Annotated in this window: 22 protein-coding genes; 15 read left to right on the top strand and 7 right to left on the bottom strand. The window is 69.2% G+C overall.

Features of this window, described 5'->3' with window-relative positions; all coding sequences use genetic code 11:
* Positions 1-150 precede the first annotated feature (150 nt).
* The 3 genes from BUE42_RS27585 to BUE42_RS27575 form a co-directional block, all read right to left on the bottom strand.
* A complete protein-coding gene (locus BUE42_RS27585) occupies positions 151-831 on the bottom strand; it encodes an OmpW/AlkL family protein (protein ID WP_073468491.1) in 681 nt (226 codons plus the stop codon).
* Between the two features lie 27 nt (positions 832-858).
* The gene (locus BUE42_RS27580) at positions 859-2,016 is read right to left on the bottom strand and encodes an SGNH/GDSL hydrolase family protein (RefSeq protein ID WP_073468490.1); all 1,158 of its coding nucleotides are present in this window, start codon (positions 2,014-2,016) and stop codon (positions 859-861) included.
* A gap of 189 nt (positions 2,017-2,205) precedes the next feature.
* Complete coding sequence (locus tag BUE42_RS27575) at positions 2,206-3,915, bottom strand: long-chain fatty acid--CoA ligase (RefSeq protein ID WP_369823009.1); 1,710 nt, start codon at positions 3,913-3,915, stop codon at positions 2,206-2,208.
* Between the two features lie 155 nt (positions 3,916-4,070).
* Here BUE42_RS27575 and BUE42_RS27570 point away from each other — a divergent pair, with 155 nt between their 5' ends.
* Together BUE42_RS27570 and BUE42_RS27565 are read left to right on the top strand one after the other, a co-directional pair.
* Positions 4,071-5,588, top strand: coding sequence for a PQQ-dependent sugar dehydrogenase (locus tag BUE42_RS27570; protein ID WP_083614650.1), 1,518 nt, complete (start codon positions 4,071-4,073; stop codon positions 5,586-5,588).
* Positions 5,589-5,776: 188 nt separating this feature from the next.
* Complete coding sequence (locus BUE42_RS27565) at positions 5,777-8,095, top strand: PQQ-dependent sugar dehydrogenase (protein ID WP_143171800.1); 2,319 nt, start codon at positions 5,777-5,779, stop codon at positions 8,093-8,095.
* 198 nt (positions 8,096-8,293) lie between these two features.
* On the opposite strand, the gene BUE42_RS27560 is transcribed toward BUE42_RS27565, so the two are convergent.
* Positions 8,294-9,880 (bottom strand): alkaline phosphatase D family protein, encoded by a 1,587-nt coding sequence (locus tag BUE42_RS27560; RefSeq protein WP_143171799.1) that lies wholly within the window; start codon positions 9,878-9,880, stop codon positions 8,294-8,296.
* Positions 9,881-10,120: 240 nt separating this feature from the next.
* Between BUE42_RS27560 and BUE42_RS27555 the strand changes: the two genes are divergently transcribed.
* The 7 genes from BUE42_RS27555 to BUE42_RS27525 all read left to right on the top strand — a co-directional run bounded on the left by BUE42_RS27555 (position 10,121) and on the right by BUE42_RS27525 (position 15,135).
* Positions 10,121-10,783, top strand: a complete 663-nt coding sequence (locus tag BUE42_RS27555; protein ID WP_143171798.1) for a hypothetical protein — start codon at positions 10,121-10,123, stop codon at positions 10,781-10,783.
* Between the two features lie 84 nt (positions 10,784-10,867).
* The gene (locus tag BUE42_RS27550) at positions 10,868-11,398 is read left to right on the top strand and encodes a 3'-5' exonuclease (protein ID WP_073468506.1); all 531 of its coding nucleotides are present in this window, start codon (positions 10,868-10,870) and stop codon (positions 11,396-11,398) included.
* 121 nt (positions 11,399-11,519) lie between these two features.
* On the top strand, positions 11,520-12,275 hold the full coding sequence (locus tag BUE42_RS27545) for a GntR family transcriptional regulator (protein WP_235002647.1): 756 nt from the start codon (positions 11,520-11,522) through the stop codon (positions 12,273-12,275).
* Positions 12,276-12,277: 2 nt separating this feature from the next.
* Complete coding sequence (locus BUE42_RS27540; RefSeq protein ID WP_073468485.1) at positions 12,278-13,075, top strand: transporter substrate-binding domain-containing protein; 798 nt, start codon at positions 12,278-12,280, stop codon at positions 13,073-13,075.
* 16 nt (positions 13,076-13,091) lie between these two features.
* On the top strand, positions 13,092-13,751 hold the full coding sequence (locus BUE42_RS27535) for an amino acid ABC transporter permease (protein ID WP_073468484.1): 660 nt from the start codon (positions 13,092-13,094) through the stop codon (positions 13,749-13,751).
* Between the two features lie 3 nt (positions 13,752-13,754).
* Positions 13,755-14,405 (top strand): amino acid ABC transporter permease, encoded by a 651-nt coding sequence (locus BUE42_RS27530; RefSeq protein WP_073468483.1) that lies wholly within the window; start codon positions 13,755-13,757, stop codon positions 14,403-14,405.
* Positions 14,392-15,135, top strand: a complete 744-nt coding sequence (locus BUE42_RS27525) for an amino acid ABC transporter ATP-binding protein (protein ID WP_073468482.1) — start codon at positions 14,392-14,394, stop codon at positions 15,133-15,135. Before BUE42_RS27530 ends, BUE42_RS27525 begins: the two co-directional genes overlap by 14 nt.
* A gap of 172 nt (positions 15,136-15,307) precedes the next feature.
* Here BUE42_RS27525 and BUE42_RS27520 read toward each other — a convergent pair whose 3' ends face one another.
* Positions 15,308-17,047 (bottom strand): serine/threonine protein kinase, encoded by a 1,740-nt coding sequence (locus BUE42_RS27520; RefSeq protein ID WP_073468481.1) that lies wholly within the window; start codon positions 17,045-17,047, stop codon positions 15,308-15,310.
* 31 nt (positions 17,048-17,078) lie between these two features.
* Positions 17,079-18,350 carry an EAL domain-containing protein gene (locus BUE42_RS27515; RefSeq protein WP_073468480.1) on the bottom strand — a complete coding sequence of 424 codons (1,272 nt, stop codon included), beginning with the start codon at positions 18,348-18,350 and terminating at the stop codon, positions 17,079-17,081.
* Between the two features lie 99 nt (positions 18,351-18,449).
* On the opposite strand from BUE42_RS27515, the gene BUE42_RS27510 reads away from it, so the two are divergent.
* The gene (locus BUE42_RS27510) at positions 18,450-18,764 is read left to right on the top strand and encodes a pyrimidine/purine nucleoside phosphorylase (protein WP_073468479.1); all 315 of its coding nucleotides are present in this window, start codon (positions 18,450-18,452) and stop codon (positions 18,762-18,764) included.
* A gap of 24 nt (positions 18,765-18,788) precedes the next feature.
* Here BUE42_RS27510 and BUE42_RS27505 read toward each other — a convergent pair whose 3' ends face one another.
* Entirely contained in the window at positions 18,789-19,508 is a 720-nt protein-coding gene (locus tag BUE42_RS27505; RefSeq protein WP_073468478.1) for a glycine-rich domain-containing protein, read from the bottom strand.
* A 75-nt stretch (positions 19,509-19,583) separates the two neighbouring features.
* On the opposite strand from BUE42_RS27505, the gene BUE42_RS27500 reads away from it, so the two are divergent.
* The 5 genes from BUE42_RS27500 (at position 19,584) to BUE42_RS32705 (ending at position 25,363) form a co-directional block, all read left to right on the top strand.
* The gene (locus BUE42_RS27500; protein ID WP_143171797.1) at positions 19,584-20,120 is read left to right on the top strand and encodes a putative pterin-binding protein; all 537 of its coding nucleotides are present in this window, start codon (positions 19,584-19,586) and stop codon (positions 20,118-20,120) included.
* The gene (locus tag BUE42_RS27495) at positions 20,117-22,357 is read left to right on the top strand and encodes an ATP-binding protein (RefSeq protein WP_073468477.1); all 2,241 of its coding nucleotides are present in this window, start codon (positions 20,117-20,119) and stop codon (positions 22,355-22,357) included. The genes BUE42_RS27500 and BUE42_RS27495 overlap by 4 nt, the downstream gene beginning before the upstream one ends.
* Positions 22,358-22,412: 55 nt before the next feature.
* On the top strand, positions 22,413-23,831 hold the full coding sequence (locus BUE42_RS27490) for a pseudouridine synthase (RefSeq protein ID WP_073468476.1): 1,419 nt from the start codon (positions 22,413-22,415) through the stop codon (positions 23,829-23,831).
* Positions 23,832-23,899: 68 nt separating this feature from the next.
* Positions 23,900-24,505: a 4'-phosphopantetheinyl transferase family protein gene (locus BUE42_RS27485; protein WP_159445505.1), complete on the top strand. Its 606-nt coding sequence runs from the start codon at positions 23,900-23,902 to the stop codon at positions 24,503-24,505.
* A gap of 84 nt (positions 24,506-24,589) precedes the next feature.
* The gene (locus BUE42_RS32705; protein ID WP_143171796.1) at positions 24,590-25,363 is read left to right on the top strand and encodes a hypothetical protein; all 774 of its coding nucleotides are present in this window, start codon (positions 24,590-24,592) and stop codon (positions 25,361-25,363) included.
* Positions 25,364-25,380: the final 17 nt, after the last annotated feature.

Raw genomic sequence — 25,380 nt, 5'->3', positions numbered from 1 at the left:
GCACCCATCGAATTCGGGGCGGCCGGGATTGTCGCGTTGCTCAGCATGGCAATGAGTGCCAGCCGCGTCGAGACGGTTCCACTCAGGGGACAAAAGCAAGAAGGCCCTGCCGCTTGATCGCGGCAGGGCCTTACCCGACGAACGCCTCGATCAGAAGCGGTAGCCGACGAACACCGCCGTGGTCAGCGGGTCCAGCTTGATGTCGAGCGTCTGCCCTGTCGACAAGGTCGTGGTCGTCTTCAGGAAAGTCTTCAGCACGGTCGCGTCGACGAACCAGTGCTCGTTGAAGCTGTAGCTCGCGCCGATCTGGATCGTCGGGGCAAACTTCGAATCGACCTTCAAGGTGGTGGGATTGCTGGCCGAGCCGCCGGTCAGGCCGGTCAGCGTCGCGGTGCCCTTTTCCTTGTAGAACTTCGCGTAGGTGATGCCGGCGCCGACGTACGGGCGGAACGGCGAGCTCGCCTCCAGGAAGCGGTACTGGCCCATCAGCGTGATCGGCAGCGCCTTGGTCTCGCCGATCTTGCCGACGCCGGCGATCGCACCGTCACCGTTGATGTCGTGCTTGAACGGCATCGACAGCGGCAGGTCGATCGCGAAGTTGTCGGTCCACATGTAGGTGAGGCCGCCGCCGAACTGGGTGCTCGAGTCGACGTCGGCCTTGGTGCCCGGGAAGGCCGGCGAGCTCAGGTCGCCGCTGTCGACCTTCGGCGAGATCTGCACCGCACCGGCACGCACCAGCCACGAGCCGGCGGATTGCGCGCTGGCGGTGCCGCCGGCGAACAGGCTGGCCACGCAACCGGCCAGCGCGATGCACTTGAATGTCTTGTTCATGGTTGTTGTTCCTTCGTGCATCCGGGTTTACAGCCAGCCCTTGGTGGCCAGGCTCCGCGCGATCAGCTGGCCCAGCAGCTGGTGGGCGAACGGCGTCGGGTGGAAGCCGTCGGCGAAGGCGTAGCTCTTCCACCAGTTCGTGTCGGTCACGCCGGTGGGCGGATGGGCCTGCAGGTAGGCCTCGGTGCAGGCGGGGAAGGTGTAGGTCGGCAGGCCGTCGGCACCGGGCGTCGCATCCGCCGGGCACACCGGCGTCTTGACGTTGCTCAGGCTGTACTGCGCCGGAATCGCCACCTCTTCATTGAACGAGGTGTAGAAGTCGACCACGACGACCTTGCCGTTGCCGGCGTAGTGCGTGGCGAGTGCGCCGTTGAACGCCTCGATCCATTGCTTGAACATGCCCTCGGAGGCGGCGCGAGCTGCGGCGCCTGCCGTGCCGCCGCCATTGCCAAGGGCGATCCGATCGAGCACGGCCTGGAAGCGCGGCGTGTTGGTGACGCCGGGCATGTTCAGGATGGCGACGTAGTTCGCGCCCTTGCCCAGGATGCTGGTGTCGATCGCGGTGGAGAACTTCGTCGCCAGCGCCGCCATGTACTGGCCGCCCAGCACCGGGAAGGCTGTCGGGGCGGCGGCATCGATGGCCGCCGTGTCGTTGACCAGCACGGTCTTCAGCAGGCCCTTGAAGGTGGCACCGCCATCGGTGCTCGTGCGCAGGTAGGCGCCCACCAGGTCGGCCGCGTCATTGCCGCCGCCGTCGATCAGCGCCAGTTCGCTGGCACCGATGTTGGCCGTCGCGGTGGCGTCCGTCATCTGCTGGATCACCGACAGCTGCGAGGTCGGCGCAGTCGGGTTGTTGATGCGGCTGCCGGCGATCGCGTAGTTGGTGCAGCCGGTCTTCGCGGTGTTCGGCGTGAAGGTGGTGGCACCCGTCGGGGTGTAGTAGTTGCACATCGACGTGATGCCGTAGCTCAGCGCGACGCGCTCCGGGTACACCAGCGCGTCCGAGGCCACCGTCGTCTGCACCGTGGCCTTGAAGCCGAAGGTGCCCGAGTCGGCCAGGCTGTCGCCGATCACCTTCACCGAGGTGATGTTGACCTTGGTCGTCGTGTCGCTTCCGCCGCCGCCGCAAGCTGCCACCAGTGCCACCGCGCCCAGCGCGACGACATTGCGTTTCCATTGATGCATCCGTGTCTCCTGCTTCCCAGTAATGAATCCAGCCGAGGCCGAGGGGGGAACGCCGCGCAGATTCAGCACGACCGTTCGATTTTTAAGATCAGGGCGAATGTTAGGGGCGGAGCAATACCCCTGGCCTGCTGGAAAGCCCGGATACCCGCGCAAAAAAAGCATGGTTCGTGGCCCGGAGGCCCATCCGGTCTACGGCGATTCCTGCTCCTGCAGCACGCGCCACAGCACCTTGCCGGCACCCGATTTCGGCAGGCTCTCGGCAAAGCTCACCAGCCGCGGCGCCTTGTAGGCCGCCATGTGGTCGCGCGCCCAGTCGACGATGTCCTGCTCGCTCGTCACGCCGCGCGCCTCGCTGCGCAGCACCACCACCGCCTTCACCGTCTCGCCGCGGTAGGCGTCGCGCGCGGCGATCACGCAGGCCTCCTGCACCGCCGGGTGCTTGTACAGCAGCGCCTCGACCTCGGCCGGCCACACCTTGAAACCGCTCGCGTTGATCATCCGCTTCAGCCGGTCGGTGATGAAGAAATAGCCCTCGTCGTCCATGCGCCCCAGGTCGCCGGTGCGAAAGAAACGCCGGCCCTCGATCTCGATGAAGGCGGCCCGCGTCGCCTCCGGATGCCGCCAGTAGCCTTGGAACACCATCGGCCCGCAGGTGACGATCTCGCCCACTTCGCCGACCGGCATCTCCTGCAGCGTGACCGGGTCCACCACCCGCGAGTCGACGCCGAAGATCGGGATGCCCAGGCACTGCAGCTTGGCGCGCTCCGGCGGGTTGGCATGGCTAGGCGCCGCGGTCTCGGTCAGCCCGTAGCCCTCGGCGAAGGTCAGCCCGAACTCCGCCTGCAGCCGCTCGGCCACCGCCTGCGGCATCGCCGCGCCGCCGCCGCTCAGGTAGCGCAGGCTCGACAGGTCGAAACTCTTGTAGTTGGGGCTGCCGAACAGGTCGATGATCATCGTCGGGATGCAGGTCCAGTGCGTCGGCCGGTGGCGCGAGATCAACCGCCCGGCCAGCTCGCGATCCCAGCGCGGCATCAGCACCGTCGTGCTGCCGTTCCAGACCGGCCCGAGCACGCCATAGACCATGCCGGTGATGTGGAACATCGGCACCACGGCCAGGCTCACCGTCTCGGCGCCGGCATTGCCCCAGCAGCCGCCCACCGTGTTCGACATCAGCGTGCGGTGCGTGTGCATGCAGCCCTTCGGCAGCCCGGTGGTGCCCGAGGTGTAAGGCAGCAAGGCCAGGTCGTCCGGCTGCGCGGTGTGCGGGCCGGGCGCGTGGCGCTGCGCGAGCGCATCGGCCCAGCGGGTGTAGCGCTCCGACGTGCCCTCGGGCAGCGGCGGATCGGCGCGCAGCCAGGCCTCCATCGCCGGCGGCGGGGCGATGTCGGCGTCGATCGCGTCGGGCAGCGCATCGGCATAGCGCAGCACCAGCACCTGGCGCAGCCGCTGCGCCTCGGGCAGCCTGGCGTTGGCCTGCGCGACGAAGCCGGTCAGGTCGGCGCTGCAGATCGCGACGCGCGCCTCGGGGTCGGTGATGTAGTGACTGAACTCCTCGGCCTTGTTCATCGGGTTGACCGGCACGACGACGGCGTTGGCACGCAGGATGCCGTAGTACGCCGCCGCGTACTGCGGGCAGTTCTGCAGGTACAGCGCGACCCGGTCGCCGGCCCGCACGCCGGCCTGCTGCAGCCAGCCGGCCACCTGCTCGGCCTGCGCATGCAGCGTGCGGAAATCGAGCGCCCGGCCGAAGAACAGGTAGGCCGGCTTGTCCGGAAAGCGCTGCGCGGTGACCTCGAGGTTGAACCACAGCGTGGTCGACGGTATCGCCAGCGCGCGCGGCAGGCGGCGCGGCCAGATCGTGTGGTGCGGACGCGGTGGAACTTCGGGCAACGGGTTCACGGCAGACCTCTCCTGGAGACCGGCAAGGTATACCGCGCCGCACCGGCAAGGCCTACGGCGTCAACCCGCAGCCGGCTTGTCGCCCCCGCGACAGCGGGGTCTCCGGCCGGGAACGCCGTTTGCCCTCCGGTCGCACCACTCACGGGGAGACTGTCATGGCGAATTGGCGATCGGCGATCGGATGGATGGTCCTTGGCAGCGGATTGCTGCTCGCAGGCTGCGGCGGAGGAGGCGACGCGCCCCCACCTGCCAGTGACGCGCGCAGCGACGCCACGGCCGGCGCGGGCGCGGCGACCGAAGGACCCCAGGTGGCAGACGTCACCGCCGCCGACACGCAGCCACCGACGCTGGTGCTGAACACCCCGGCCAACCTGGCCGCCAACCTGACCGGCCGCATCGACATCACGGCCGACGCGAGCGACGACGTCGGCATCGCCGGCGTCGAGTTCCAGATCGACGGCGCGCTCTGGGGTTCCGACGACACCAACCCGCCGTACATGACCAGCATCACGACGACCCGCCTCACCACCGGGCAGCACGTGATCCGCGCCCGCGCACGCGACACCTCGAACAATCGCTCCGCGTGGGTCACGCGCACCGTGCAGTTCGGCAACGACGTGCAGGTGCCCGAAGGCTTCGCGAAGACGGCCCTGGTCGGCGGACTGACCGGCGCGACGGCCTTCGCGCAGGCGATCGACGGCCGCATCTTCGTCACCGAGCAGGCGGGCACCGTGCGCGTGATCAAGAACGGCGTGCTGCTGCCGACACCGTTCGCGACACTGCCCAACGTCGTCTCGGGCGGCGAGCGCGGGCTGGTCGGCATCACGCTGCACCCGAACTTCGCGACCAACGGCTGGGTGTACGTGTACTACACCACCTCCGAGGGCGGCACGCACAACCGCATCAGCCGCTTCACCGCGAACGGCGACGTGGCCGCCGGCCCGCCGACCGCGCTGTTCGGCCTGCCGACGCTCACCACGACCATGCACAACGGCGGCGCGATGCATTTCGGCCCCGACGGCAAGCTGTACGTGGGCGTCGGCGACAACGGGCTCGGCGCGCCGGCGCAGGACCGCAACAGCCTGTTCGGCAAGCTGCTGCGCCTGAACGACGACGCCACCATCCCGACCGACAACCCGTACTACGCGACCAACACCGGCAACGCCCGCGCGGTGTGGGCGATCGGCTTGCGCAACCCGTTCACCTTCGCGGTCCGCCCGAGCGACGGCCGCATCCACATCAACGACGTCGGCCAGAACACCTGGGAGGAGATCGACGTCGGCGCCGCCGGCGCCAACTACGGCTGGCCGAACTCCGAGGGGCCCGACAACATCACCGCCGGCGTCACCGCCCCGCTGTTCAGCTACCGCCACACGGCCGCCACGCCGCCGGGCAGCGCCGTCGGTGGCTTCATCATCGGCCGGTGCATCGCCGGCGGCGCGTTCTATCCGGTGGGCGGCGGCTTCGCGGCCCTCTTCCCGGCGCGCTTCCAGGGCAATTACTTCTTCGCCGATTTCACGACGCACGAGATCAGCCGCGTCGACCTCGCGAACGGCAACGCCGTCTATGCGTTCGCGAAGACGGTCGGCGAACCGGTCGACATGCGCGTGGCCACCGACGGGGCACTGCTGGTGCTGACGCGCAACAACATCGTGCGCATCGCGCCGATCTGAGCCTATTCGCGATACATCGGCGCGCCATCGATACCGGTTTTCGATGGCTCGCCCCCACGCTCGCATCGGGCGCGAAGCAGCGACACAATGCGCGACATTCCTTGCGGCGGCGACACACACCGGCGCAGGGACATCGCCCCATGCTGTGCGCCAAGCACACACGCGCCCACACGCGACCCGAGGATTCCATGGCCCCACTTTCTTCACCCTTCCTGAACACGGCCCGGCTGGCCGCGCTGACCTGCAGCCTGCTGCTCGTTGCCTGCGGCGGCGGCAGTGGCGGCGACAGCCCGCCCAACCCGCCGGCGCCGGTCGGCAACTCACCGACCGCGCGCATCGACAGCCCCACCGAAGGCACGACCTTCGCGGCCGGCGACACCCTCACCTTCACCGGCAGCGCGACCGACCCGGAAGACGGCACCTTGCCCGCCGGCTCGCTCACCTGGTGGGCCGACCTGCACCACGACGCCCACAACCATCCGTTCCAGCTGCAGACCCCCGGCGCGAGCGGTACCGTGACGATCCCGGTGCACGGCGAGACCTCGTCGAACATCTGGTATCGATTCCACCTGAAGGCCACCGATTCGGCCGGCAACGTCAACGAGGTCACGCGCGACATCCAGCCGCGCAAGGCGCAGGTCACGCTCGTGACCGTGCCGTCCGGCCTGCAGCTGACGATCGACGGCCAGCCCGTGACCGGACCGAACACCTTCACCGGCGTGGTCGGCATGGAGCGCGACATTGAAGCAGCCACGCAGACGCTGAATGGGCGCAGCTATGGCTTCGCCACCTGGAGCGACGGCGGTGTTGCGAAGCACACCATCGCGACGCCGGCCGCCGACACCACCTACACCGCGACTTTCACCGACCTCGGGCCGGTGACGAACCAGCCGCCGACGATCACGCTCGCGGCCGCGGCCACCGGCACGGTCGGCACCGCGATGACGCTCACGGCCACCGCGGCCGACCCGGACGGCACGGTCGCGAAGGTCGATTTCTTCGACGGCGGCACGCTGCTGAACTCGGACACGGCGACTCCGTTCGCCTTCTCGTGGACGCCCGCCACGGCCGGCGCCCATTCGCTGACCGCGCGTGCCACCGACAACATCGGCGCGGCGACCACCAGCACCGCGGTGGTCGTGACCGTCGCGACGCCGCAAGGCCCTGACACGCAGGCGCCGACCATCGCGATCACCGCGCCGGCCAACCTCGCGCCCAACTTGACCGGCACGCTGAACATCACCGCCACCGCGACCGACAACGTCGGTGTCGCCGGCGTCGAGTTCCAGTTCGACGGCGCGGCGCTCGGTGCCGAAGACACGACGGCGCCGTTCGCCGCGAGCGTCGTGACGGCCAACCACGCGAGTGGCCAGCACGTGATCCGTGCGCGCTCGCGTGACGCCGCCGGCAACCGCTCCGACTGGACCGCCGTCACCGTCAAGTTCGGCGGCACGGTCGCGCTGCCAGCGGGCTTCACGAAGAACGAATCCTGGGTCGACGGCCTGAGCAACGCGACCGCATTCGCGCAGGCGCCGGACGGCCGCCTGTTCGTCGCCGAGCAGGGCGGCACGCTGCGCGTCGTCAAGAACGGCGTGCTGCAGGCCCAGCCCTTCGTGTCGCTGACGGTCGACTCGCAGGGCGAGCGCGGGCTGATCGGCGTCGCGCTGCACCCTGATTTCGCGACCAACGGCTGGGTCTACGTCTACCACACGACCACGCAGAACGGCACGCACAACCGCATCACGCGCTACACGGCTGCCGGCGACGTCGCGGCCCCCGGCAATCCGACGGTCATCTTCAACCTGCCGGCGCTGTCGAGCGCGACCAACCACAACGGCGGTGCGATGCACTTCGGCAACGACCGCAAGCTGTACGTTGGGGTCGGCGACAACGCGCGCGGCTCGCCGGCGCAGGACAAGACGATGCTGTGGGGCAAGCTGCTGCGCCTGAACGACGACGGCACGATCCCGACCGACAACCCGTTCTTCGCGGCGAGCAACGGCGCGGACTTCGGCGCGGTGTGGGCCTACGGCCTGCGCAACCCGTTCACGTTCGCGGTGCGCCCGAGCGACGGCCGCATCCACATCAACGACGTGGGTGAGGTCACGTGGGAAGAGATCGACGTCGGCACCGCCGGCGCGAACTATGGCTGGCCGGGTTCCGAGGGCAACGAGCGCGTGACCGCCGGCATCACCGGTCCGCTGTTCACCTACAAGCACGGTGCGACCAATCCGGAGGGCAACGGCGCTGGCGGTTTCTTCGTCGGCCAGTGCATCGCGGGCGGCGCCTTCTACCCCGCCAATGGCAACTTCCCGGCGATGTACCGCGGCAGCTACTTCTTCGCCGACTACGTGACGCATGTCGTCGGCCGCGTCGACCTGGCGAACGGCAATGCCGCGTATGCGTTCGCGAAGCTCGACGGCGACCCGGTCGACATGCTGGTGGGTGCCGACAACGCGCTGTACATCCTGCGGCGCGGCGGGATCGTGAAGATCTCGGCGAATTGAATCCGCCACATCCGTTCGCGTTGAGCCACATCCCAGCGCGTTGAGCCACGCCCGTTCGCGTTGAGCCACACCCGTTCGCGTTGAGCTTGTCGAAACGCTGGTGCCAGAGGCAGGGCTTCGACAGGCTCAGCCCGACCCTTCGACAAGCTCAGGGCGAACGGAGTTCGGGCTTCGACAGGCTCAGCCCGAACGATGCCGTCACGCGGCCGGCAGCGTCTTCGTGAACAGCGTCGCCCCGGTCAGGTCCTTCAGGTTCACCGTGAAGGCCTTCGTCTTCGCGTCGATGTCGACCTGCCCGAAGAACTGGTAGCCCTCGCTCGGCGCCGTGTTCTGCACCGGCGGCGCCTTCTCGTAGACCACCTGCACGCCGAAGGTGGCGTCGGGCTTGTTCGGCCCGAAGCTGCCGGCGTTCAGCGGGCCCGAGATGAACTCCCAGAACGGCAGGAAATCGCTGAACTTCGCCTGGCGCGGGTCGTAGAAATTGGCCGCGGTGTAGTGCACGTCGGCCGTCAGCCAGACGATGTTCTTGATATTCGCCCGCTTGATCTCGCGCAGCAGCCGCGCGATCTCCAGCTCGCGGCCGAGCGGCACGCCGTCGTCGCCGTTGGCGATCGCCTCCCACTTGTCGCGGCCCTGCGCATCCTTGCCGTCGGGCACCTGCACGCCGATCGGCATGTCGGCGGCGATCACCTTCCAGGTCGCCTTCGAGCGCTTCAGCCCGTCGAGCAGCCACGCGATCTGCGGGCGGCCCATGAACGCGCTGTCGGGCGTCTCGTCAGCCTGCAGGTTCGCGCTGTTGGCACCGCGGTAGCTGCGCATGTCGACGACGAACACGTCGAGCAGCGGCCCCTGCGGCAGGTGGCGGTACACGCGCTCGCTCTCGGCATCCGGCCCGCGGCGCAGCGGCGCGTACTCGAGGAAGGCGCGGCTCGCGCGCGCCACCAGCAGCGGCACGTTCTTCTCGGTGTAGCGCGCGTCGCCCGACACGTCCTTCGAATCCGACCAGTTGTTGCTGACCTCGTGGTCGTCCCACTGCCAGATCTGCGGCACCTCGGCCGACAGGCGGCGGATGTTCGCGTCGAGCAGGTTGTAGCGGTAGCGCCCGCGGTATTCGTTCAGCGTCTCGGCGACCTTGCTGACCTCCTCGGTCACCAGGTTGTTCCAGGTCGAGCCGTCGGGCAGCTTCAGCTGCGCGGCAATCGGGCCGTCGGCATAGATGGTGTCGCCGCTGTGCAGGAAGAAGTCAGGGTTCACGCGGCGGATCTGCTCGTAGATCTTCATGCCGCCCCAGCCCTCGTTGATGCCGAAGCCCTGGCCTGCCGTATCGCCGCTCCACGCGAAGCGCAGGTCGCGCAGTGCCTTGCCCTGCGAGGCTGCCGGCAACCGCAGGTGGCCCGGCATCGGCTCGGACAGCACGCGCTCGTTGTGCAGGTCCTGCAGCACGACGCGGTAGAACACCTCCTGCCCGGCCGGCAGGCCCGTCAGGTCGAGGCGGCCGGTGAAGTCGGAATCCTCCAGCAGGTGCGGCCCGCGCACGCGGTTCACGCTCGCGAAGCTCGCGGTGCTCGACCACTCGACCCACATGCGCGCCGGCCGGTCGCCGCGCGTCCAGACGATCGCGCTGTCGGCCCGCGCATCGCCCGACTGCACGCCGGACGGGAACTGCGGGCGCATCGCGTCGCGCGTGATCACCGCAGGAGCGGCCGACTGACCAGATGACAGGCCTGGCAGTGCACCCGCACCGGTGAGCAGCAGGGCTTTCGACAACAGGGTCCGGCGGTCCATTCGATCCATCCTCGGTGATGCATGAAAGCGCGCAGTCTGCGGCGCCCGTGTGGCAGCTTCATGAACCGATCCGACACGTCCCTCCATAGTCGGCAATCGCGCAGACATCGTGCAGGTCATGCATTTCGCAGAACGCAACATGAACAACTTGTATGGCCTGGCGTGAGCCACTTTGCCGACGTTCCCATACGCTTGCGAAGCGGCCGATGGCAGGCCCGCGAAGTCCAGGGAGAAGCCAACATGAATCACCGCTCTGCATTGAACGCATGGGCCGCCGCCGCCGCGTGGGCCTGGGTCGCCGGCCGGTTGACCTGGCGCCTGGCGCGCAGCCGGCTGGGCCGCATGCGCACCCTGGTGCCGCCGATCGGGCTGCTGCTCGGCAGCGCCTTCACCTGCCTGACGGCCAGCCGCCTCGGCCTCAGCGACGCGGCAGCGGTGCTGATGATGCCGGGCGACCTCGGCCCCGGAGGCCGCGGCACCGACGACATGATGCTGTTCTGGACCTTGTCCTACGCGCTGTTGCCGCTCCAGGTGCTCGGGCTGCACGAGGTGGCGATGCGTGGGAGCCTGATCGATCAACTGCGGCCGCTGGCCGTGCGCGCCTCGCAGCAGGGGCCGGGTTGGCGGAGCCTGCGCGGCGCTGTCGCGGCCATCGCCGTGCTGGCGCTGCTCGGCATCGGGAAGATCCTGTTCGGCTCCACCGCGCAGGGCCCGGTGGTCCACGCGCCGGGCGCGCTGGCGGCCTTCCTCGTCGTCAACTGGCTGCTGCTGCACCTGCTGATGGCGATCGTCACGCTGACGACCATGTTCTTTGCGGCCTGCGGCACCCACGCGACGGGCAACCGCGACGCGACCGACCGCCACCGCCGGCATCCTGCCGATTCGCGCCACGCCCCGGGTTGAAAGGCAGGCCATCCCCGGGCTTCTCCCGGGATCGGCCGATGCGCCGAATGCCTAAGCTGGCACATGGCCCTCGTGCAGCCCCTCATGTCCCCCGCCACCGCGCTCGCCCCCGCGCCGTCGTCCGCGGGCGCACCGGCCATCCTCGACATCGAGGCCTCGGGCTTCGGCCGCGACAGCTACCCGATCGAGGTCGGCTACGTGCTGGCCGACGGCAGCAGCTTCTGCAGCCTGATCCGTCCGGCGCACCACTGGACGCACTGGGATTCGGCCGCCGAGCAGGTGCACCACATTCGCCGCGAGACGCTGCTGGTGCATGGCCGCCCCGTTCCCGAGGTCGCGCAATGGCTGAACGACCAGCTGCACGGCCTGACGCTCTACAGCGACGGCTGGGCGCACGACTACCCCTGGCTCGGCGCGCTGTATGAAGAAGCCGGCCTGGTGCCCAGCTTCCGGCTCGACAACCTGCGCTCGATGCTGTCCGAGCGCGAGGCACGCGACTGGTACGAGACCAAGCAGGCGGTCAGCAACGAGCTGCAGCTGACCCGGCACCGGGCCAGCGCCGATGCGCGCCTGCTCCAGAAGACCATCCTCCGCCTGCGCGAGCGCGCCGCCTGAGAGCCCGCAGGCCCGGCGCTTGCATACAAGCCTGCAGCACCCTCACCCGGTGCTGTTCGAGCGCCGGAACGCCTCATTTTGGTGAGCCGGCTTGTATGCAACCGATCCATGCCTCCTGCTGGTGCCTGCCATCCGCCACAAGCCCCACCAGATTGCCGACCGCATCGTCGACGCGATCCTCGCGCGCAAGCTCGCGCCCGGCGCACGCCTGGGCGAGCAGCCGCTCGCCGACCTGTTCGGCGTCAGCCGCACCATCGTGCGCGAAGCCCTCACGCGGCTGGCGGCGCGCGGCATGGTCGAGGTCAACTCGCGCCGCGGCTGGTTCGTCGTGCAGCCCTCGCCCGAGGACGCACGCGAAGCGTTCGCCGCGCGGCGGCTGATCGAGACCGGGCTGCTGCAGTCGCTCGACGCACCGCTGGCAGGCGTGCCCTTGCAGCGCCTGCAGGCGCACGTGGCCCAGGAGCAGGCCGCGGTGGCGGCTGCCGATGCGGGCGAACGCAGCTTCCTGCTCGGCGACTTCCACGTCTGCCTGGCCGAGTGCGCCGGCAACGGCACGCTGGCCGAGATCCTGCGCGACCTGACCGCCCGCACCACGCTGATCGCGGTGCTGTACCAGTCGAACCACGAGGCCGCGCAGTCGTGCGCCGAGCATGCCGAGATCGTCGCCGCGCTCGAACGCGGCGATGCGGCGGCCGCGGCCCGGTTGATGCTCAGCCACATCGACAGCGTGGCTGCGCACCTCGATCCGAGCCTGGCCGTCGACCCGCTGGCGTCGCTGCGCAGCGCGCTGTCGCCGGTGGGAACCGGCAAAAGCAAGGCACAGCCCTTGCATACAAGGCCTGAAGCACCCCCTTCCTCGTCCACCCCGGAGTACTGACGATGAGCCACCGCGCTTTCCTGAAAACCCTCGGCCTGCTGGCCGCCGCCCCGCTGCTGTTCGCGGCCTCCGTCGCGCAAGCGCAGACCGCGCTCGACGAGGTGCTGGCGAAGAAGCTGATCACGATCGCGATCCCGACCGATTACCCGCCCTACGGCTTCGTCGGCACCGACCTGAAGCCGCAGGGGCTGGACGTCGACATGGCGACGCTGATCGCCGCGAAGCTGGGCGTGAAGGTCGAGCTGGTGCCGGTGACGAGCTCGAACCGCATCCCCTACCTGCAGACCAAGAAGGCCGACCTGGTGATCTCGACGCTCGGCAAGAACCCGGACCGCGAGAAGGTGATCGACTTCACCGCCGCGTACTCGCCGTTCTTCCAGGCGGTGTTCGGCCCGAAGACGCTGGCGGTGAAGACGCCGGCCGACCTCGCCGGCAAGAGCATCGGCGTGACGCGCGGCGCGATGGAAGACCAGGAGCTCGGCAAGATCGCGCCGTCGGGGCTGGACGTGAAGCGCTTCGAGGACAACAACGTGACCGTCTCGGCCTACGTGTCGGGCCAGACCCAGCTGATCGCCACCGGCGCCTCGGTGGCCGGCGCGATGATGGCGAAGAACCCGCAGCTGGGCACCGAGTTCAAGCTGCTGCTGAAGGATTCGCCGAACTTCATCGGCGTGGCCAAGGGTGAAGACAAGCTGCGCACGAAGGTCAACGAGATCATTGCCGATGCGAAGAAGAGCGGCGAGCTCGACAAGATGGCGGTGAAGTGGCTCGGCCGCCCGGCCGGCGACCTGCCCCAGTAAGCAAACCGCGTTCGCGATGATCAGCCTCGACTTCCCGGCCGTGCTGGCCGAGTGGCCGCTGATGGCCAAAGGCGCGGGCATCACGCTCGCGCTGACCGGCGTGTCGGCGGTGTTCGGCCTCGCGCTCGGCGTGGCTTGCGCGTGGGCGCGGCTGCACGGTGGGGCGGGGCTGCGCTTCGTGGCCGGCGCGTATGTGGAGCTGATCCGCAACACGCCGTTCATCGTGCAGCTGTTCTTCCTGTTCTTCGGGTTGCCGAGCCTGGGCGTTCGCTTGTCGCCCGAGGCCGCGTCGGTGCTCGCGATGGTGATCAACCTCGGGGCCTATGCGGCCGAGATCGTGCGCGCCGGCATCGCCACCACGCCGCGCGGCCAGATCGAGGCAGCGCGCAGCCTGGCGCTCAGCGAGATGCAGGTGTTCACGCGTGTCGTGCTGCCGCCGGCACTGAAGCGCGTGTGGCCGGCGATGGTCAGCCAGATCGTGATCGTGATGCTGGGCTCGGCGGTGTGCGGGCAGATCGCGACGGCCGAGCTCTCGCATGCGGTGAACCTGATCCAGGGGCGCAACTTCCGGGCGTTCGAGGCCTTCATCGTCGGCACCGCGATCTACCTGGTGCTGTCGATTGCGCTGCGCCGGCTGCTGAACTGGATCGGCCCCCGCTTCATCTTCGGAAGGTAGCCGATGGTCGAGTTCACGCTGTGGGAGATCCTGCGCAACCTGTTGCTCGCGCTGCGCTGGACGGTGGCGCTGTCGCTGGTCGCCTTCATCGGCGGCGCGATCGTCGGCCTCGCGCTGCTGATCGCGCGGCTCGCGAAGCTGCCGGGCGCCGAGCGGCTGGTGTCCGGCTACGTGCAGCTGTTCCAGGGCACGCCGCTGCTGATGCAGCTGTTCTTCCTGTTCTTCGGGCTGTCGGGCCTGGGGCTGTCGCTGTCGAACTGGACCGCCGCAGCCATCGCGCTGACGCTCTACAGCAGCGCGTTCTTCACCGAGATCTGGCGCGGCTGCGTCAACGCGGTGCCGAAGGGCCAGTGGGAGGCGTCGACCGCGCTCGCGATGAACCTCGGCGAGCAGCTGCGCCACGTGATCGGCCCGCAGGCGCTGCGGGTGGCCGTGCCGCCGACGGTCGGCTTCGCGGTGCAGATCATCAAGGGCACCGCGCTCGCGTCGGTGATCGGCTTCGCCGAGCTGACCAAGACCGGCTCGACGATCGCCAACGCGACCTTCCGCCCGTTCACCGTGTTCGCGTTCGTCGCGCTGCTGTATTTCGGGTTGTGTTTCCCGGTGTCCCTGTGGGCCCGTTCGCTGGAGAGAAAACTGCATGGCCACGCCTGAAGTCATCGTCGAGATCGCCGCGCTGCGCAAGCGCTTCGGCACGAACGAGGTGTTGAAGGGCATCGACCTGTCGGTGACGCGTGGCGAGGTGATCGCGATCATCGGCAAGAGCGGCTCCGGCAAGAGCACGCTGCTGCGCTGCGTGAACGGGCTGGAGCAGTTCCAGGAAGGCACGCTGACGGTCGACGGCCAGCCGCTGCTGTACGGCAATGCCGCGGCGATGCGCGCACTGCGCCAGCGCGTGGGCATGATCTTCCAGGGCTTCAACCTGTTCCCGCACCTGAGCGTGGGCCGCAACGTGATGCTCGCGCCGACGCTGGTCAAGAAGACGGCGAACCCGGACTGCACCGCGCAGGCGCGCAAGCTGCTGGAACGCGTCGGGCTGGCCGAGAAGTTCGATGCGCAGCCGGAGCAGTTGTCGGGCGGTCAGCAGCAGCGCGTCGCGATCGCGCGGGCGCTGGCGATGGAGCCGGCGGTGCTGCTGTGCGACGAGATCACGTCGGCGCTCGACCCCGAGCTGGTCGGCGAGGTGCTGCGCGTCGTCGAGACACTGGCCGACGAGGGCATGACGCTGCTGATGGTCACGCACGAGATGAACTTCGCCCGCAAGGTGGCCGACCGCGTGGTGTTCATGCACGCCGGGCGCATCCACGAGGTCGGGCCGCCGGAGCAGGTGTTCGGCGCGCCGCAGACGGCGGAACTGAAGCAGTTCCTGTCGGCGCTGCACTGAGAAGCCCAGCCCACAAACCGCTCGCGCTGGTCACACACAAAAAACCGTTCGCGCTGAGCCTGTCGAAGCGCTGTTCGCAGGCTTCGACAGGCTCAGCCCGAACGGAGGTGCGAACAGGGCTTCGACGAGCTCAGCCCGAACGGGATGTCGAGAACGGAACGTCGAGATTCGACTACCCGCCGCTCAACTCCTTGCGCTTGCGCTCGTCCTCGAGTTCCCTCGCTCGCACGCAGTGCGGGTGGTCGTGGAACGCGGGGTTGGTCTCGCATTCGCGCAGGATGCAGGTCAGGCGCGCGAGGAACTTGCGAGCGCCGCAGGCTTCGCCGGGCGTTTTCGGGCCGGCAGCCTCGGCGGGTGCGGCAGCCGCGGGCGCCGTGGTCGCCGCCGGCTGCGTGGCCTGGGTCGCGGGCGGCAACTCGGCCACGGCGGTCTTCGGTTCGGCTCGGCGCTTCGCCGCTGCGGCCGCCTTGGCATCGGCCTGTGGCGTGGCTGCAGGCTCGGACGCCGCGGTGTCAGCCGCCGCAGGCAGCGCCGCCACGGCGGGCTCGACGACTGCGGCCACCGGCGCGGACGCCGGTGGCTCGATCACTGCCATCGCGGCGGGAGCCGACGCGGCCGACGGCTCGGCATAGGTCGGCGCCACCTCGGGCTGGCCGCGTCCCTTCATCGCGAACACCGCCGCGATCGCCAGCACGGCGACACCCGCGATGCCGGCGATCAGCACGCCGCGGCGCTTCGGTGATTCGGCGGCCGCTGGCGCCGCCGCATCGCGGCGCGGCGGTGCAGGCGGAGGGGGGGGCACCGCCGCACCCACCGCCCGATGCGCACCCGCGCTCTGCACTGGCACCGGCGCGCCCGGCTGCGTCGCCGCGACCGTCGGCTGGAACACCGTGGCCTGCCCGTCGATCGGCTGCGTCGGCGACCACGCCGCCTGCACCTGCTCGCGCGACACCGGCTGTGTCGCCTCGCCGTCGGCCAGCGGCCGCTCCGGCGGCACCAGCTTGCCGTCGAGCGCATCGCGGAACTGCGCGACGTTCTGCGGCCGGTGGCTCGGCCGCACCGCCAACGCCCAGTCGATCGTGCGCAGCAGCGGCTGGCCGATCGTGCCACGCTGCACTTCGTCGAGCTGCGCGAGCGGCTTGGCATCGTCGTGCACCGCGCGCGCAGCCGACGGCACCGGCGGCCGCCCGGTGATCACGAAATGCAGCACCGCGCCGAGCGCGTACAGGTCGGTCCACGGCCCCTGGCGCAACTGGCCGACGTCGGCGTACTGCTCGATCGGCGCGTAGTTGGGCTTCAGGATCGCGGTCAGCGTCTGCGTGCGGTCGCCGATCACGCGGCGCGCGGCGCCGAAATCGAGCAGCACCGGCAGGCCCGACGGCAGCAGCAGGATGTTGTCGGGCGCGATGTCGCGGTGGAACACGTCTTCGTCGTGCAGCACCTGCAACGCGCCGAGCAGCGGGTCGATCACGCCGCGGATCCACGCATCGCTCGGCACACCGGCGAGCGCCTTGCGTTCTTCCTTCAGCGTGCGGCCGGCGTAGTACGGCATCACCATGTAGGCGGTGCCGTTGGCTTCCCAGAAGCGGTAGACCTTGACCAGCGACGGGTGGTCGAAGCGCGCGAGCAGCTTGGCCTCGTTGACGAACGAGCGCAGCCCGATGCCGAAGGTCTCGAGGTGCGCCTGCGAGCGCAGCGACACCTGGTCGCCGTCGCCGCGCGCGGCCATCGCGGCGGGCATGTACTCCTTGATCGCGACCTGGCGCTCCAGCGCATGGTCCATCGCGAGGTAGACGATGCCGAAGCCGCCGACACCGAGCACGCGCAGGATCTCGAACTCGCCGAGCCGGGTGCCGGGGCGCAGCGCCCCCTGCTCGTCTTGAAGGCCCGCGCTGCCGGTCGGTGTGCTCATCGGGGCAGTTTACCCGGCGACTTCGGCCGTTTCATCCGGCCTCTTGCCAGGTGACGTCGCCGCACACGACGTTCAGCTCGTCGCCGATGCGGAACGCGACCGACACCGTCACGCACAGGTGCGCGCCATGCAGCGTGCGGTAGGGCCGCGTCACCTGCACCCGCCCCACCGCCTCGATCGCGCGGCGGTAGTACGGCCGGCGCGCCCAGCGCGCGCCCTGCGTGTTGCGCATCGGCTCGAAGGCCGGCTGCTCGCGCTGCGGCCGGCTCGCGGCCCAGTGGTTGATGCCGATCTGCCGCGCGTCCGCGCCCAGCAGGTAGCCCACCTCGGCGCCCGGCAGCGCGAGGAACGAGGCCAGCGACTCCTCCATCGAGCGGCCGGCGGACAGCAGCGCCGACGCATACCCGATCGCGTTGGTGTACGGGCCGATGTGCTCGCGCTGCGCGGTGTGCTCGTCCATCCAGCGCGATTCGAACGCGTCCCACAGGTTCTGCAGCGCGGGTGGCGTGTGGTGGGCGGGCACCATGCGCGCCTGCGGCTTCGCGAACAGGAAGCCCTGCACGAAATCGGCATCGGCCTCGAGCGCGACGAAGGCCTCGTCCTGCGTCTCGACGCCCTCCATCAGCACCAGCGCGCCGCACTGGTGCAGCAGCGAGGTCATCTGCGTGACGACGCGGCGCGCGCGCCGGTCGTGCGCGGCGCGGGCCACCAGGCTGCGGTCGAGCTTGACGATGTCGGGCTGGATGCGCCAGACGCGGTCGAAGTTGGAATGCCCGGCCCCGAAATCGTCGAGCGCCAGCAGGCAGCCGCGCCGGCGGGCCAGCGCGACGGCGGCATCGAAATCGTCCTCGTCGGAGACGGCGTCTTCCAGCACCTCGATCACCAGGCGGTGCGGCTCCAGCCCGCTGTGCGCCATCAGCGCGGCCTGGAAGCCGTCGGCATCGAGCCGCGGTCCCTGCAGGAAGACCTGCGGATGCATGTTGCAGAACAGCCAGTGTGCCGGCCCGGCCTGCTCGGCGAAGTTCAGCATGTGCACCAGGCGCGACGCGCGGTCGCGCAACAGCGCATCGGCGAGCGAGCCGTCGCCGCGCAACGCGTGGGCCGGTGCGAGCGGCATGCGCTGGCCGTCGACCGCGCGCAGCAGCGCCTCGTGGCCGACCGGGCGGCCGTGCGACAGGCTGTAGATCGGCTGGAAGTGGCTGTGCAGCGTCAGCCCGCCGACCTGCGACACCCAGGCCTCGCCGTCGCGGCGCACGGTGTCGCACAGCGACGAAAAACCGGCTTCGGCCGCGGTGTCGGTCATGGAACGAAGAGAGATGGCGGGGTTGCGGGGCGGAAGCAAGGATCAGACCGCCCCGGCCCTTAAACTCGCCCGCTCCTACTTCCAGCAAATGAGCTGACCATGCCCACCGACAAGATCACCGCCACCATCTCCACCCGCGCCAACGTCTACTTCGATGGCAAGTGCGTCTCGCACGGCATCGAACTGGCCGACGGCAGCAAGAAGAGCGTCGGCGTGATCCTGCCGTCGACGCTGCGCTTCACGACCGGCGCGCCGGAGGTGATGGACATCGTCGAAGGCGCCTGCCGCATCCGACTGGACGGCAGCGAGACCTGGCAGTCGTACGGCGCCGGCCAGTCGTTCCCGGTGCCGGGCCAGTCGGCCTTCGACATCGTGGTGACGAGCACGATGCACTACATCTGCCACTTCGGCTGACGATACCGCGCGGCCGGGCCAGGCTCAGTCGCCGCCCCCGCCGCCGCAGCCACCCCCATCTCCTCCACCGCCGCCGTCCCCGCCATCGGCACTGCTGCCCGAGCCATCGCTCGAGTCGCTGCCTGACCCGCACGAGCTTCCGCAGCTGATGTCGCTCGCGCAATGCGTGCTGCCGCGGTCGGCGCCGAGCAGGCTGCAGTCGGGCACGTACTGGTAGCCGTCGGGAATCGCGAGCGCCGCATCCAGTGCGAACAGCATCGGCAGCCGGCCGGCGCGCTGGGGGTCGATCCCCTCTTCCTTGCAACTCCAGAACCAGGCGCGGCGCAGGCCCGCCTTGCGATCGCCATCGGGGCTGGCGGGCACCAGCGCCTGCGCCGGCGTGTGGTGCAGCATGCGGCCGAACGCGCGCCGGCAGAACGCGTCATAGGCGCGGGTGTGCAGGATGAACTCGTGCCACAGCGCGTCGACGACGCGCGACGGCATCGCGACGAACGCGCCGCGCGAGCGCGCACAGGCGACGAAGAACTGCCGCAGCCCACGCTCCACGTCGGCCAGCGCCTCGTCGTCCAGCCCGGGATACAGGCCGCGCAGCTTGCCGCGCAGGAAGCCCGGGAAGGCCTGCTCGCGGATCACCCGCAGCCCGGATCGTTCGCGCCAGGCCACCCAGGCACGGCGCGCAAGCCACACGCCGAGCGTGCCGGCGACGGCGATGAAGAACACCCGGCTCACGGAGGTCGATGTCATCGGCTTGCAGTATGCCGGCCCGTGATGACAGGTCACGAGGGGGTCACGACGTGAAACCAATGCAGAATCCGTCAGATGGGACGACCGGGACATGGGGGGGGACATTGGCGGACACGCTGGGCCTGCGCGCTGCTCGCCGCGGCCGGCCTGCTGGCGGCCGGCGCGGTGCGTGCGGCCGACGCGGCTCCCGAGGGCAAGCCGCTGCTGACGATCGCCGGCAGCATCCAGCAGCGCAACGGCCCCGATGGCCTGTCGTTCGACTTGGCCGCGCTGCAGAAGCTGCCGCAGCAGAGCTTCTCGACCCGCACACCGTGGTACGCCAAGCCGCGCAAGTTCACCGGCGTGCGGTTGCGCGACCTGCTGACCGCCGCCGGTGCGCAAGGCCAGGTGGTGCGGGCGGTGGCGCTGAACGACTACAAGGTCGACATCCCGATCGAGGATGCAGCGGCCAGCGACGTGATGGTGGCCTGGCTGCTCGACGACAAGCCGATGCCGGTGCGCGACAAGGGGCCGCTGGTCATCATCTACCCCTTCGACGACCAGCCCGAGCTGCGCACCGCGGTGCACTACGGCCGTGCGGTGTGGCAGCTGCGGCTGCTCGAGATCCGATGACCGGGGCCGCCGCTTCCGACGCCTTGCCGGTGACCCCGCCCCGCCGCGGCTGGCTCGTGATGCTGGCGACCACGCTGGTGCTCGCGCTGCTGGCCGCCGTCTACGTGCAGTGGCGCCAGTACAACCTGCTCGACAGCAGCGTGCACTACCAGAACGACGCGCTCGGCTGGAGCTTCTTCCAGCTGGAGACCGAGCACCTGCGGCTGCGCAACCAGATGCACGAGGCGCTGGCCGACCTGTCGCTCGCGCAGTCGCATGCCGCGGCGCCCGAGGCGCTGCAGAACCGCTACGACATCTTCGTGAGCCGCATCAGCCTGGTCGACCACGACCGCGCGGCGCGCATCATGCCCGACCACGGCATCTACACGCAGGCGATGCAGCAGGTGCGCGCCTTCGTCGACGAGGCCGACCGCTACCTGGGCGAGAAGCCGGCGGCCCCGCTCGACGCCGCCGCGCTGCGCCAGCTGCTGGTGCGGCTCGACGGCCTGAGCGTGCCGCTGCACGACCTGTCGCTCGGCGCCTCGCACCTGCTGTACGAACGCGTGTCGCAACGCAATGCCGCGGTGCGCACGCAATCGCAGCTGAGCCTCGGGCTGACGCTGTTCCAGTGCGTGCTGCTGATCGCGTTCGCGTTGATCGTGCTGCGGCAGTTCCGCGGCCTGTCCGATCGCGGCGAACGGCTGCAGGCGCTGGCCGACAACCTCGCGGTGGCGCGCACCGAGGCCGAATCGGCCAGCCGTGCGAAGAGCGTGTTCCTGGCCAACATGAGCCACGAGATCCGCACGCCCTTCCACGGCATGCTGGGAATGATGTCGCTGCTGCAGGACACGCCGCTGTCGACGCAGCAGGCCGGCTTCCTGACCACCGCGAAGGAGTCGGCGAACCACCTGCTCGCGATCCTGAACGACATCCTCGACATCTCGAAGCTGGAGTCGGGCAACCTGCAGGTCGCGCCGCAGCCGCTGGACCTGGTGGCGATGCTCGGCCAGGTCGATGCGCTGATGCGCGTGCAGGCGCATGCCAAGGGCCTGCAGCTGCAGGTCAGCATCGCGCCCGACGTGCCGCCGTGGGTGCGTGCCGACGCGACCCGGCTGAAGCAGATCCTGTTCAACCTGCTGAGCAACGCGCTGAAGTTCTCGAACGCCGGCATGGTGAGCCTGGCGGTGACGCGGCATGCCGACGGCGCGCTGCTGTTCAGCGTGGTCGACACCGGCATCGGCATGGATGCCGCGATGCTCTCGCGCTTGTTCCAACGGTTTTCGCAGGGCGACGACACCACCTCGCGCCGCCACGGTGGCGCGGGCCTCGGGCTGGAGATCTCGCGCAGCCTGGCGCGGCTGATGGGCGGCGACATCGCGGTCACCAGCCAGGCGGGCGTCGGCAGCCGCTTCGTCGTGAGCCTGCCGCTGCCGGCGATCGATGCGCCGGCCGGCATGGCACCCGGCCTGGCCGCGAATGGCGCGGCCACCGTGCAGCCGATGCGCGTGCTGGTCGCCGAGGACCATCCGGTGAACCGCGCCTACCTGGAGGCGGTGCTCGACAAGCTCGGCCACCAGGCGGTGTTCAGCGAGAACGGCGAGCAGGCGGTGCGCGCGGTGCAGGCGCAGGAGTTCGACGTCGTGCTGATGGACCTGCACATGCCGTTGATGGACGGCTTCGCGGCGGCGCGGGCGATCCGCGCGATGCCGCCCCCGAAGGGCGAGCTGCCGATCATCGCGCTGACCGCCGATGCGTTCGAGGAATCGCAGGAACGCGCCCGCCAGGCCGGCATGAACGGTTTCCTTACCAAGCCGGCGCACCTGCCGCAGCTGCGCGAGGTGCTCGGCCGCTACGGGCAGCATGCGGCGCCGGTGTTCACGTCGATCGACGGCGGCGCGGCGGCCGCTCCCGCGTCGCCGCTCGACCAGGCGACGGTCGACAATGTCAGCGTCGCGTTGTCGCCCGCCAAGTACGCCGAGCTGCTGGGCCGCTTCTTCAGCCTGCACAGCGGCACGCTGCAGTCGCTGCGGCAGACCCAGGGCCGGCGCGACCACGACAGCATGCGCAGCCAGGCGCACGCGCTGAAGGGCGCCGCACTGAGCCTGGGCCTGCGCAGCGTGGCCGACACCGCGACGCGGCTGCAGGAGGCCGCGGCAGAGGGCTCGACGACGCCGGTCGAGCCGCTGCTCGACGAGCTGGACCGGCACATGGGCATCACCCGCGACCTGTGCGTGAAGCTGGGGCTGCTGGCGGGTTGACGTGACGCACCCCCCATGCATGTTCCAATCGGGGATTACCGATCTGGAACCCACCATGGCCACGCTGAAACTGAAGAAAGTCGCGGGCAAGTCTGCCGCCGACAAGCCGGCGCGCGCGCCGCTGCGCGGTGCCGGGGCCGGCGTGCAGAAGCGGCCGACGCTGGCGCAGGCCCAGGCCGAGCGCGCCGAGCGCGAGGCGCGCTACCAGGAGCAGCTGCGGCAGCGCTTCGGCGACCAGCCGCCGGCCGAGTTCACGCGCCGCGGCGAGCCGCCGCCGGCGTCGCGCGGCAGGGCCGGTGGCAGGCCTGACGACAGGACCGGTGACAGGACCGACAACAGAACCGACAACCAGCGGCCCCGGCCCACTGGCCCGGCCACCGCGCGCCGCGACGAAGCGCCGATGCAACGCCCGCGCCGCGACCCGCTGCCGCCGGCCCGCCGCAGCGAGCCCGTCCCGCAGCGCGGTGGCCCCAACACCAACACTGCGTTCGGTCGCCCATCGCAGCCCGGCGGGCCGTCAGGCCCCCGCGACACATCGTCTCGCAACCCGACCCCTCGCCACAGCGGCCAGCGCGATGCGGGTCCCGCCGACCGCGGCGCCCGCAACACCGGTCCGCGCGACACCCCCGCCGCGCGCAACACCGCGTTCGGCCACAACCGCCCTGCCCCGCAGCGCCGCGGCGAACGCTTCGAGCGCGACGACGACGAGCCGGTCTACCACGCCGAGCAGCCAGGCAGCCTGCGCCTGTCCAAGCGCATGAGCGAACTGGGCATCGCGTCGCGCCGCGAGGCCGACGAGTGGATCCCCAAGGGCTGGGTGCGCGTCGACGGCTCGGTCGTCAAGGAACTCGGCTCGCGCGTGATGCCCGGCCAGCGCATCACCGTCGATGCGCAGGCGCGCCACCAGCAGGCGCAGCGCGTCACGGTGCTGATCAACAAGCCGGTCGGCTACGTCAGCGGCCAGGCCGAAGACGGCTACGAGCCCGCCTACGTGCTGGTGAAGCCCGAGAACCAGTGGCACGACGACAACTCCGGCACCCGCTTCCTGCACACCCACCTGCGCGGCCTCGCGCCGGCCGGGCGGCTCGACATCGACTCCGTCGGCCTGCTGGTGCTGACGCAGGACGGCCGCATTGCCAAGCAGCTGATCGGCGAGAACAGCGAGATCGAGAAGGAGTACCTGGTGCGCGTGCAGCGCCCGGACGGCACGCCGCTGCCCGACAGCGAGCTTGCGCTGCTGAAGCACGGCCTCGAGCTCGACGGCGAGCCGCTGCGCGAGGCGCAAGTCGAATGGGTCAACGACGACCAGCTGCGCTTCGTGCTGCGCGAAGGCAAGAAGCGCCAGATCCGCCGCATGTGCGAAGCGGTCGGGCTGGAGGTGCTGGGCCTGAAGCGGGTGCGCATCGGCCGCGTGATGCTGGGCGACCTGCCGACCGGGCAGTGGCGCTACCTGCGGCCGGACGAGGCGTTCTGAGCCCGCTGCCCTTCATCGAGCTGCCCGCACCGTTCGGGCTGCGGGTATGGTGGCTGCGGCTGGACGAGATGCCCGATGCCGCTGCGCTGGCCACGCTGTCGGCCGACGAGGTCGCTCGCGGGCAGCGCTTCGCGTTTGAGGGCCTGCGGCGCCGTCACCTGGCCTCGCATGTCGCGCTGCGGGCCATCCTCGCGCAGCAGACCGGGCTGCCGGCCGCCGCGCTGGTGTTCGGCGCGGGCCCGTTCGGCAAGCCCTTCCTGCAGGCGCCGGCGGCCTGCGTCTTCAACATGAGCCACAGCGACGACGTGGCGGTGATCGCGGTGGCGCCGGATGCACCGGCGGGCACCGAGATCGGCGTCGACGTCGAGGTGCTGCGGCCGATGCGCGACGCGATCGCGCTGGCCGAGCGCAACTTCACGCCGGCCGAACAGCAGGCGCTGCGGGCCGTGTCCCTCGAACAACGCGACCTCGCCTTCATGCGCGGCTGGACGCGCAAGGAGGCCTGCCTGAAGGCGATCGGCAGCGGGTTGTCGATTCCGCCGGAGGCGGTGGATGCCGGGTTCGCACCCGAGCGGCGCTGCCTGACGGTGACGCATGAAGCCATGCACTGCGCCTTGCATGTGCAATCGCTCGCGGACCATCACGCCACGGTGATTGCGGTCGCGACAACTTGACGGGTCGTTCCTGCTTGGAACCTGGCAGGCGCGCTGGTGACTCATGAGGGTCATTTGCCACTACACGCTTCAGCGCATTACCCCATGTACCCGATTCAATCAAGTAAGAAGCCATCAACTCAGACGACAGCAATAGCACATAAGGCTTTCATTCCTTTGAAAGCCCTTGTAGTTGAAAATAAACTAAATTCATCGAAGACGCTAGAAGAAAGCGGCATTACACCGACGGTGGCCAACAAGCAAAACTGGATAAATGTGGTTGTGTCCAACGTCCACTCCAATGATGTTTTCCGGGAGCATATTGAAGGAATTTCTTCAGAAGCAAAGAAGATCAACATCATTGTTCATGAACGTGACGGCGATTATCAGATTGCTTTCAAAGGCGAAAAGACCGCGTATTTTGAGACCAATGATTCTGTCAGGCTGCTGGGATTCGATCCGGAGAATAACCACAGCCGTGCCGCGGCTCAGGAGTTGCTCAAGTCGGTCATGACAAACCGCGACATTTCGATCGCCACAAGCCGCAAGGTTGCATCCAATCTAGGCCCCGACTGCGAAGTCGCTCTCGATGAAGGGTTGGTGCATATTTTACCAGGCACGAGAAAGGGGTGTTATCAATTGGTCGTGAAGATCAGCTCCAGCATGGGAAACGCCAGGCGACATGAATTGTTGAAGCCGTTTTATTACGACAATAATTTCTACGTTGAAAGCCACTCTGGCCCAGTATTCATCGGAATCAACAAAACCGTCGATCTGATGGGCAATAATCACACTGACATGGACTCGTACAAAGAAGCTCAAGACACATTGAGGAAAATGGCGGAGTATTCACACTACTCACAGAGCCAATCGGGTTGACCTTCGAAACGTGCATC

The organism is Rhizobacter sp. OV335 (assembly GCF_900142965.1).
GTDB lineage: Bacteria > Pseudomonadota > Gammaproteobacteria > Burkholderiales > Burkholderiaceae_C > Rhizobacter.
The sequence above is the reverse complement of the archived record's forward strand: the minus strand, read 5'-3'. Positions and strand labels throughout refer to the sequence as shown.

Excerpts from the sequence above, each read along its gene's own strand:
- BUE42_RS27495 (WP_073468477.1), top strand. The coding sequence starts at position 20,117 with ATGACCGGGGCCGCCGCTTCCGACGCCTTGCCGGTGACCCCGCCCCGC.
- BUE42_RS27505 (WP_073468478.1), bottom strand. The coding sequence starts at position 19,508 with ATGACATCGACCTCCGTGAGCCGGGTGTTCTTCATCGCCGTCGCCGGC.
- BUE42_RS27565 (WP_143171800.1), top strand. The coding sequence starts at position 5,777 with ATGGCCCCACTTTCTTCACCCTTCCTGAACACGGCCCGGCTGGCCGCG.
- BUE42_RS32705 (WP_143171796.1), top strand. The coding sequence starts at position 24,590 with ATGTACCCGATTCAATCAAGTAAGAAGCCATCAACTCAGACGACAGCA.
- BUE42_RS27540 (WP_073468485.1), top strand. The coding sequence starts at position 12,278 with ATGAGCCACCGCGCTTTCCTGAAAACCCTCGGCCTGCTGGCCGCCGCC.
- BUE42_RS27530 (WP_073468483.1), top strand. The coding sequence starts at position 13,755 with ATGGTCGAGTTCACGCTGTGGGAGATCCTGCGCAACCTGTTGCTCGCG.
- BUE42_RS27550 (WP_073468506.1), top strand. The coding sequence starts at position 10,868 with ATGTCCCCCGCCACCGCGCTCGCCCCCGCGCCGTCGTCCGCGGGCGCA.
- BUE42_RS27585 (WP_073468491.1), bottom strand. The coding sequence starts at position 831 with ATGAACAAGACATTCAAGTGCATCGCGCTGGCCGGTTGCGTGGCCAGC.
- BUE42_RS27515 (WP_073468480.1), bottom strand. The coding sequence starts at position 18,350 with ATGACCGACACCGCGGCCGAAGCCGGTTTTTCGTCGCTGTGCGACACC.
- BUE42_RS27520 (WP_073468481.1), bottom strand. The coding sequence starts at position 17,047 with ATGAGCACACCGACCGGCAGCGCGGGCCTTCAAGACGAGCAGGGGGCG.
- BUE42_RS27555 (WP_143171798.1), top strand. The coding sequence starts at position 10,121 with ATGAATCACCGCTCTGCATTGAACGCATGGGCCGCCGCCGCCGCGTGG.
- BUE42_RS27485 (WP_159445505.1), top strand. The coding sequence starts at position 23,900 with ATGCCCGATGCCGCTGCGCTGGCCACGCTGTCGGCCGACGAGGTCGCT.
- BUE42_RS27525 (WP_073468482.1), top strand. The coding sequence starts at position 14,392 with ATGGCCACGCCTGAAGTCATCGTCGAGATCGCCGCGCTGCGCAAGCGC.
- BUE42_RS27535 (WP_073468484.1), top strand. The coding sequence starts at position 13,092 with ATGATCAGCCTCGACTTCCCGGCCGTGCTGGCCGAGTGGCCGCTGATG.
- BUE42_RS27490 (WP_073468476.1), top strand. The coding sequence starts at position 22,413 with ATGGCCACGCTGAAACTGAAGAAAGTCGCGGGCAAGTCTGCCGCCGAC.
- BUE42_RS27560 (WP_143171799.1), bottom strand. The coding sequence starts at position 9,880 with ATGGACCGCCGGACCCTGTTGTCGAAAGCCCTGCTGCTCACCGGTGCG.
- BUE42_RS27510 (WP_073468479.1), top strand. The coding sequence starts at position 18,450 with ATGCCCACCGACAAGATCACCGCCACCATCTCCACCCGCGCCAACGTC.
- BUE42_RS27570 (WP_083614650.1), top strand. The coding sequence starts at position 4,071 with ATGGCGAATTGGCGATCGGCGATCGGATGGATGGTCCTTGGCAGCGGA.
- BUE42_RS27580 (WP_073468490.1), bottom strand. The coding sequence starts at position 2,016 with ATGCATCAATGGAAACGCAATGTCGTCGCGCTGGGCGCGGTGGCACTG.
- BUE42_RS27500 (WP_143171797.1), top strand. The coding sequence starts at position 19,584 with ATGGGACGACCGGGACATGGGGGGGGACATTGGCGGACACGCTGGGCC.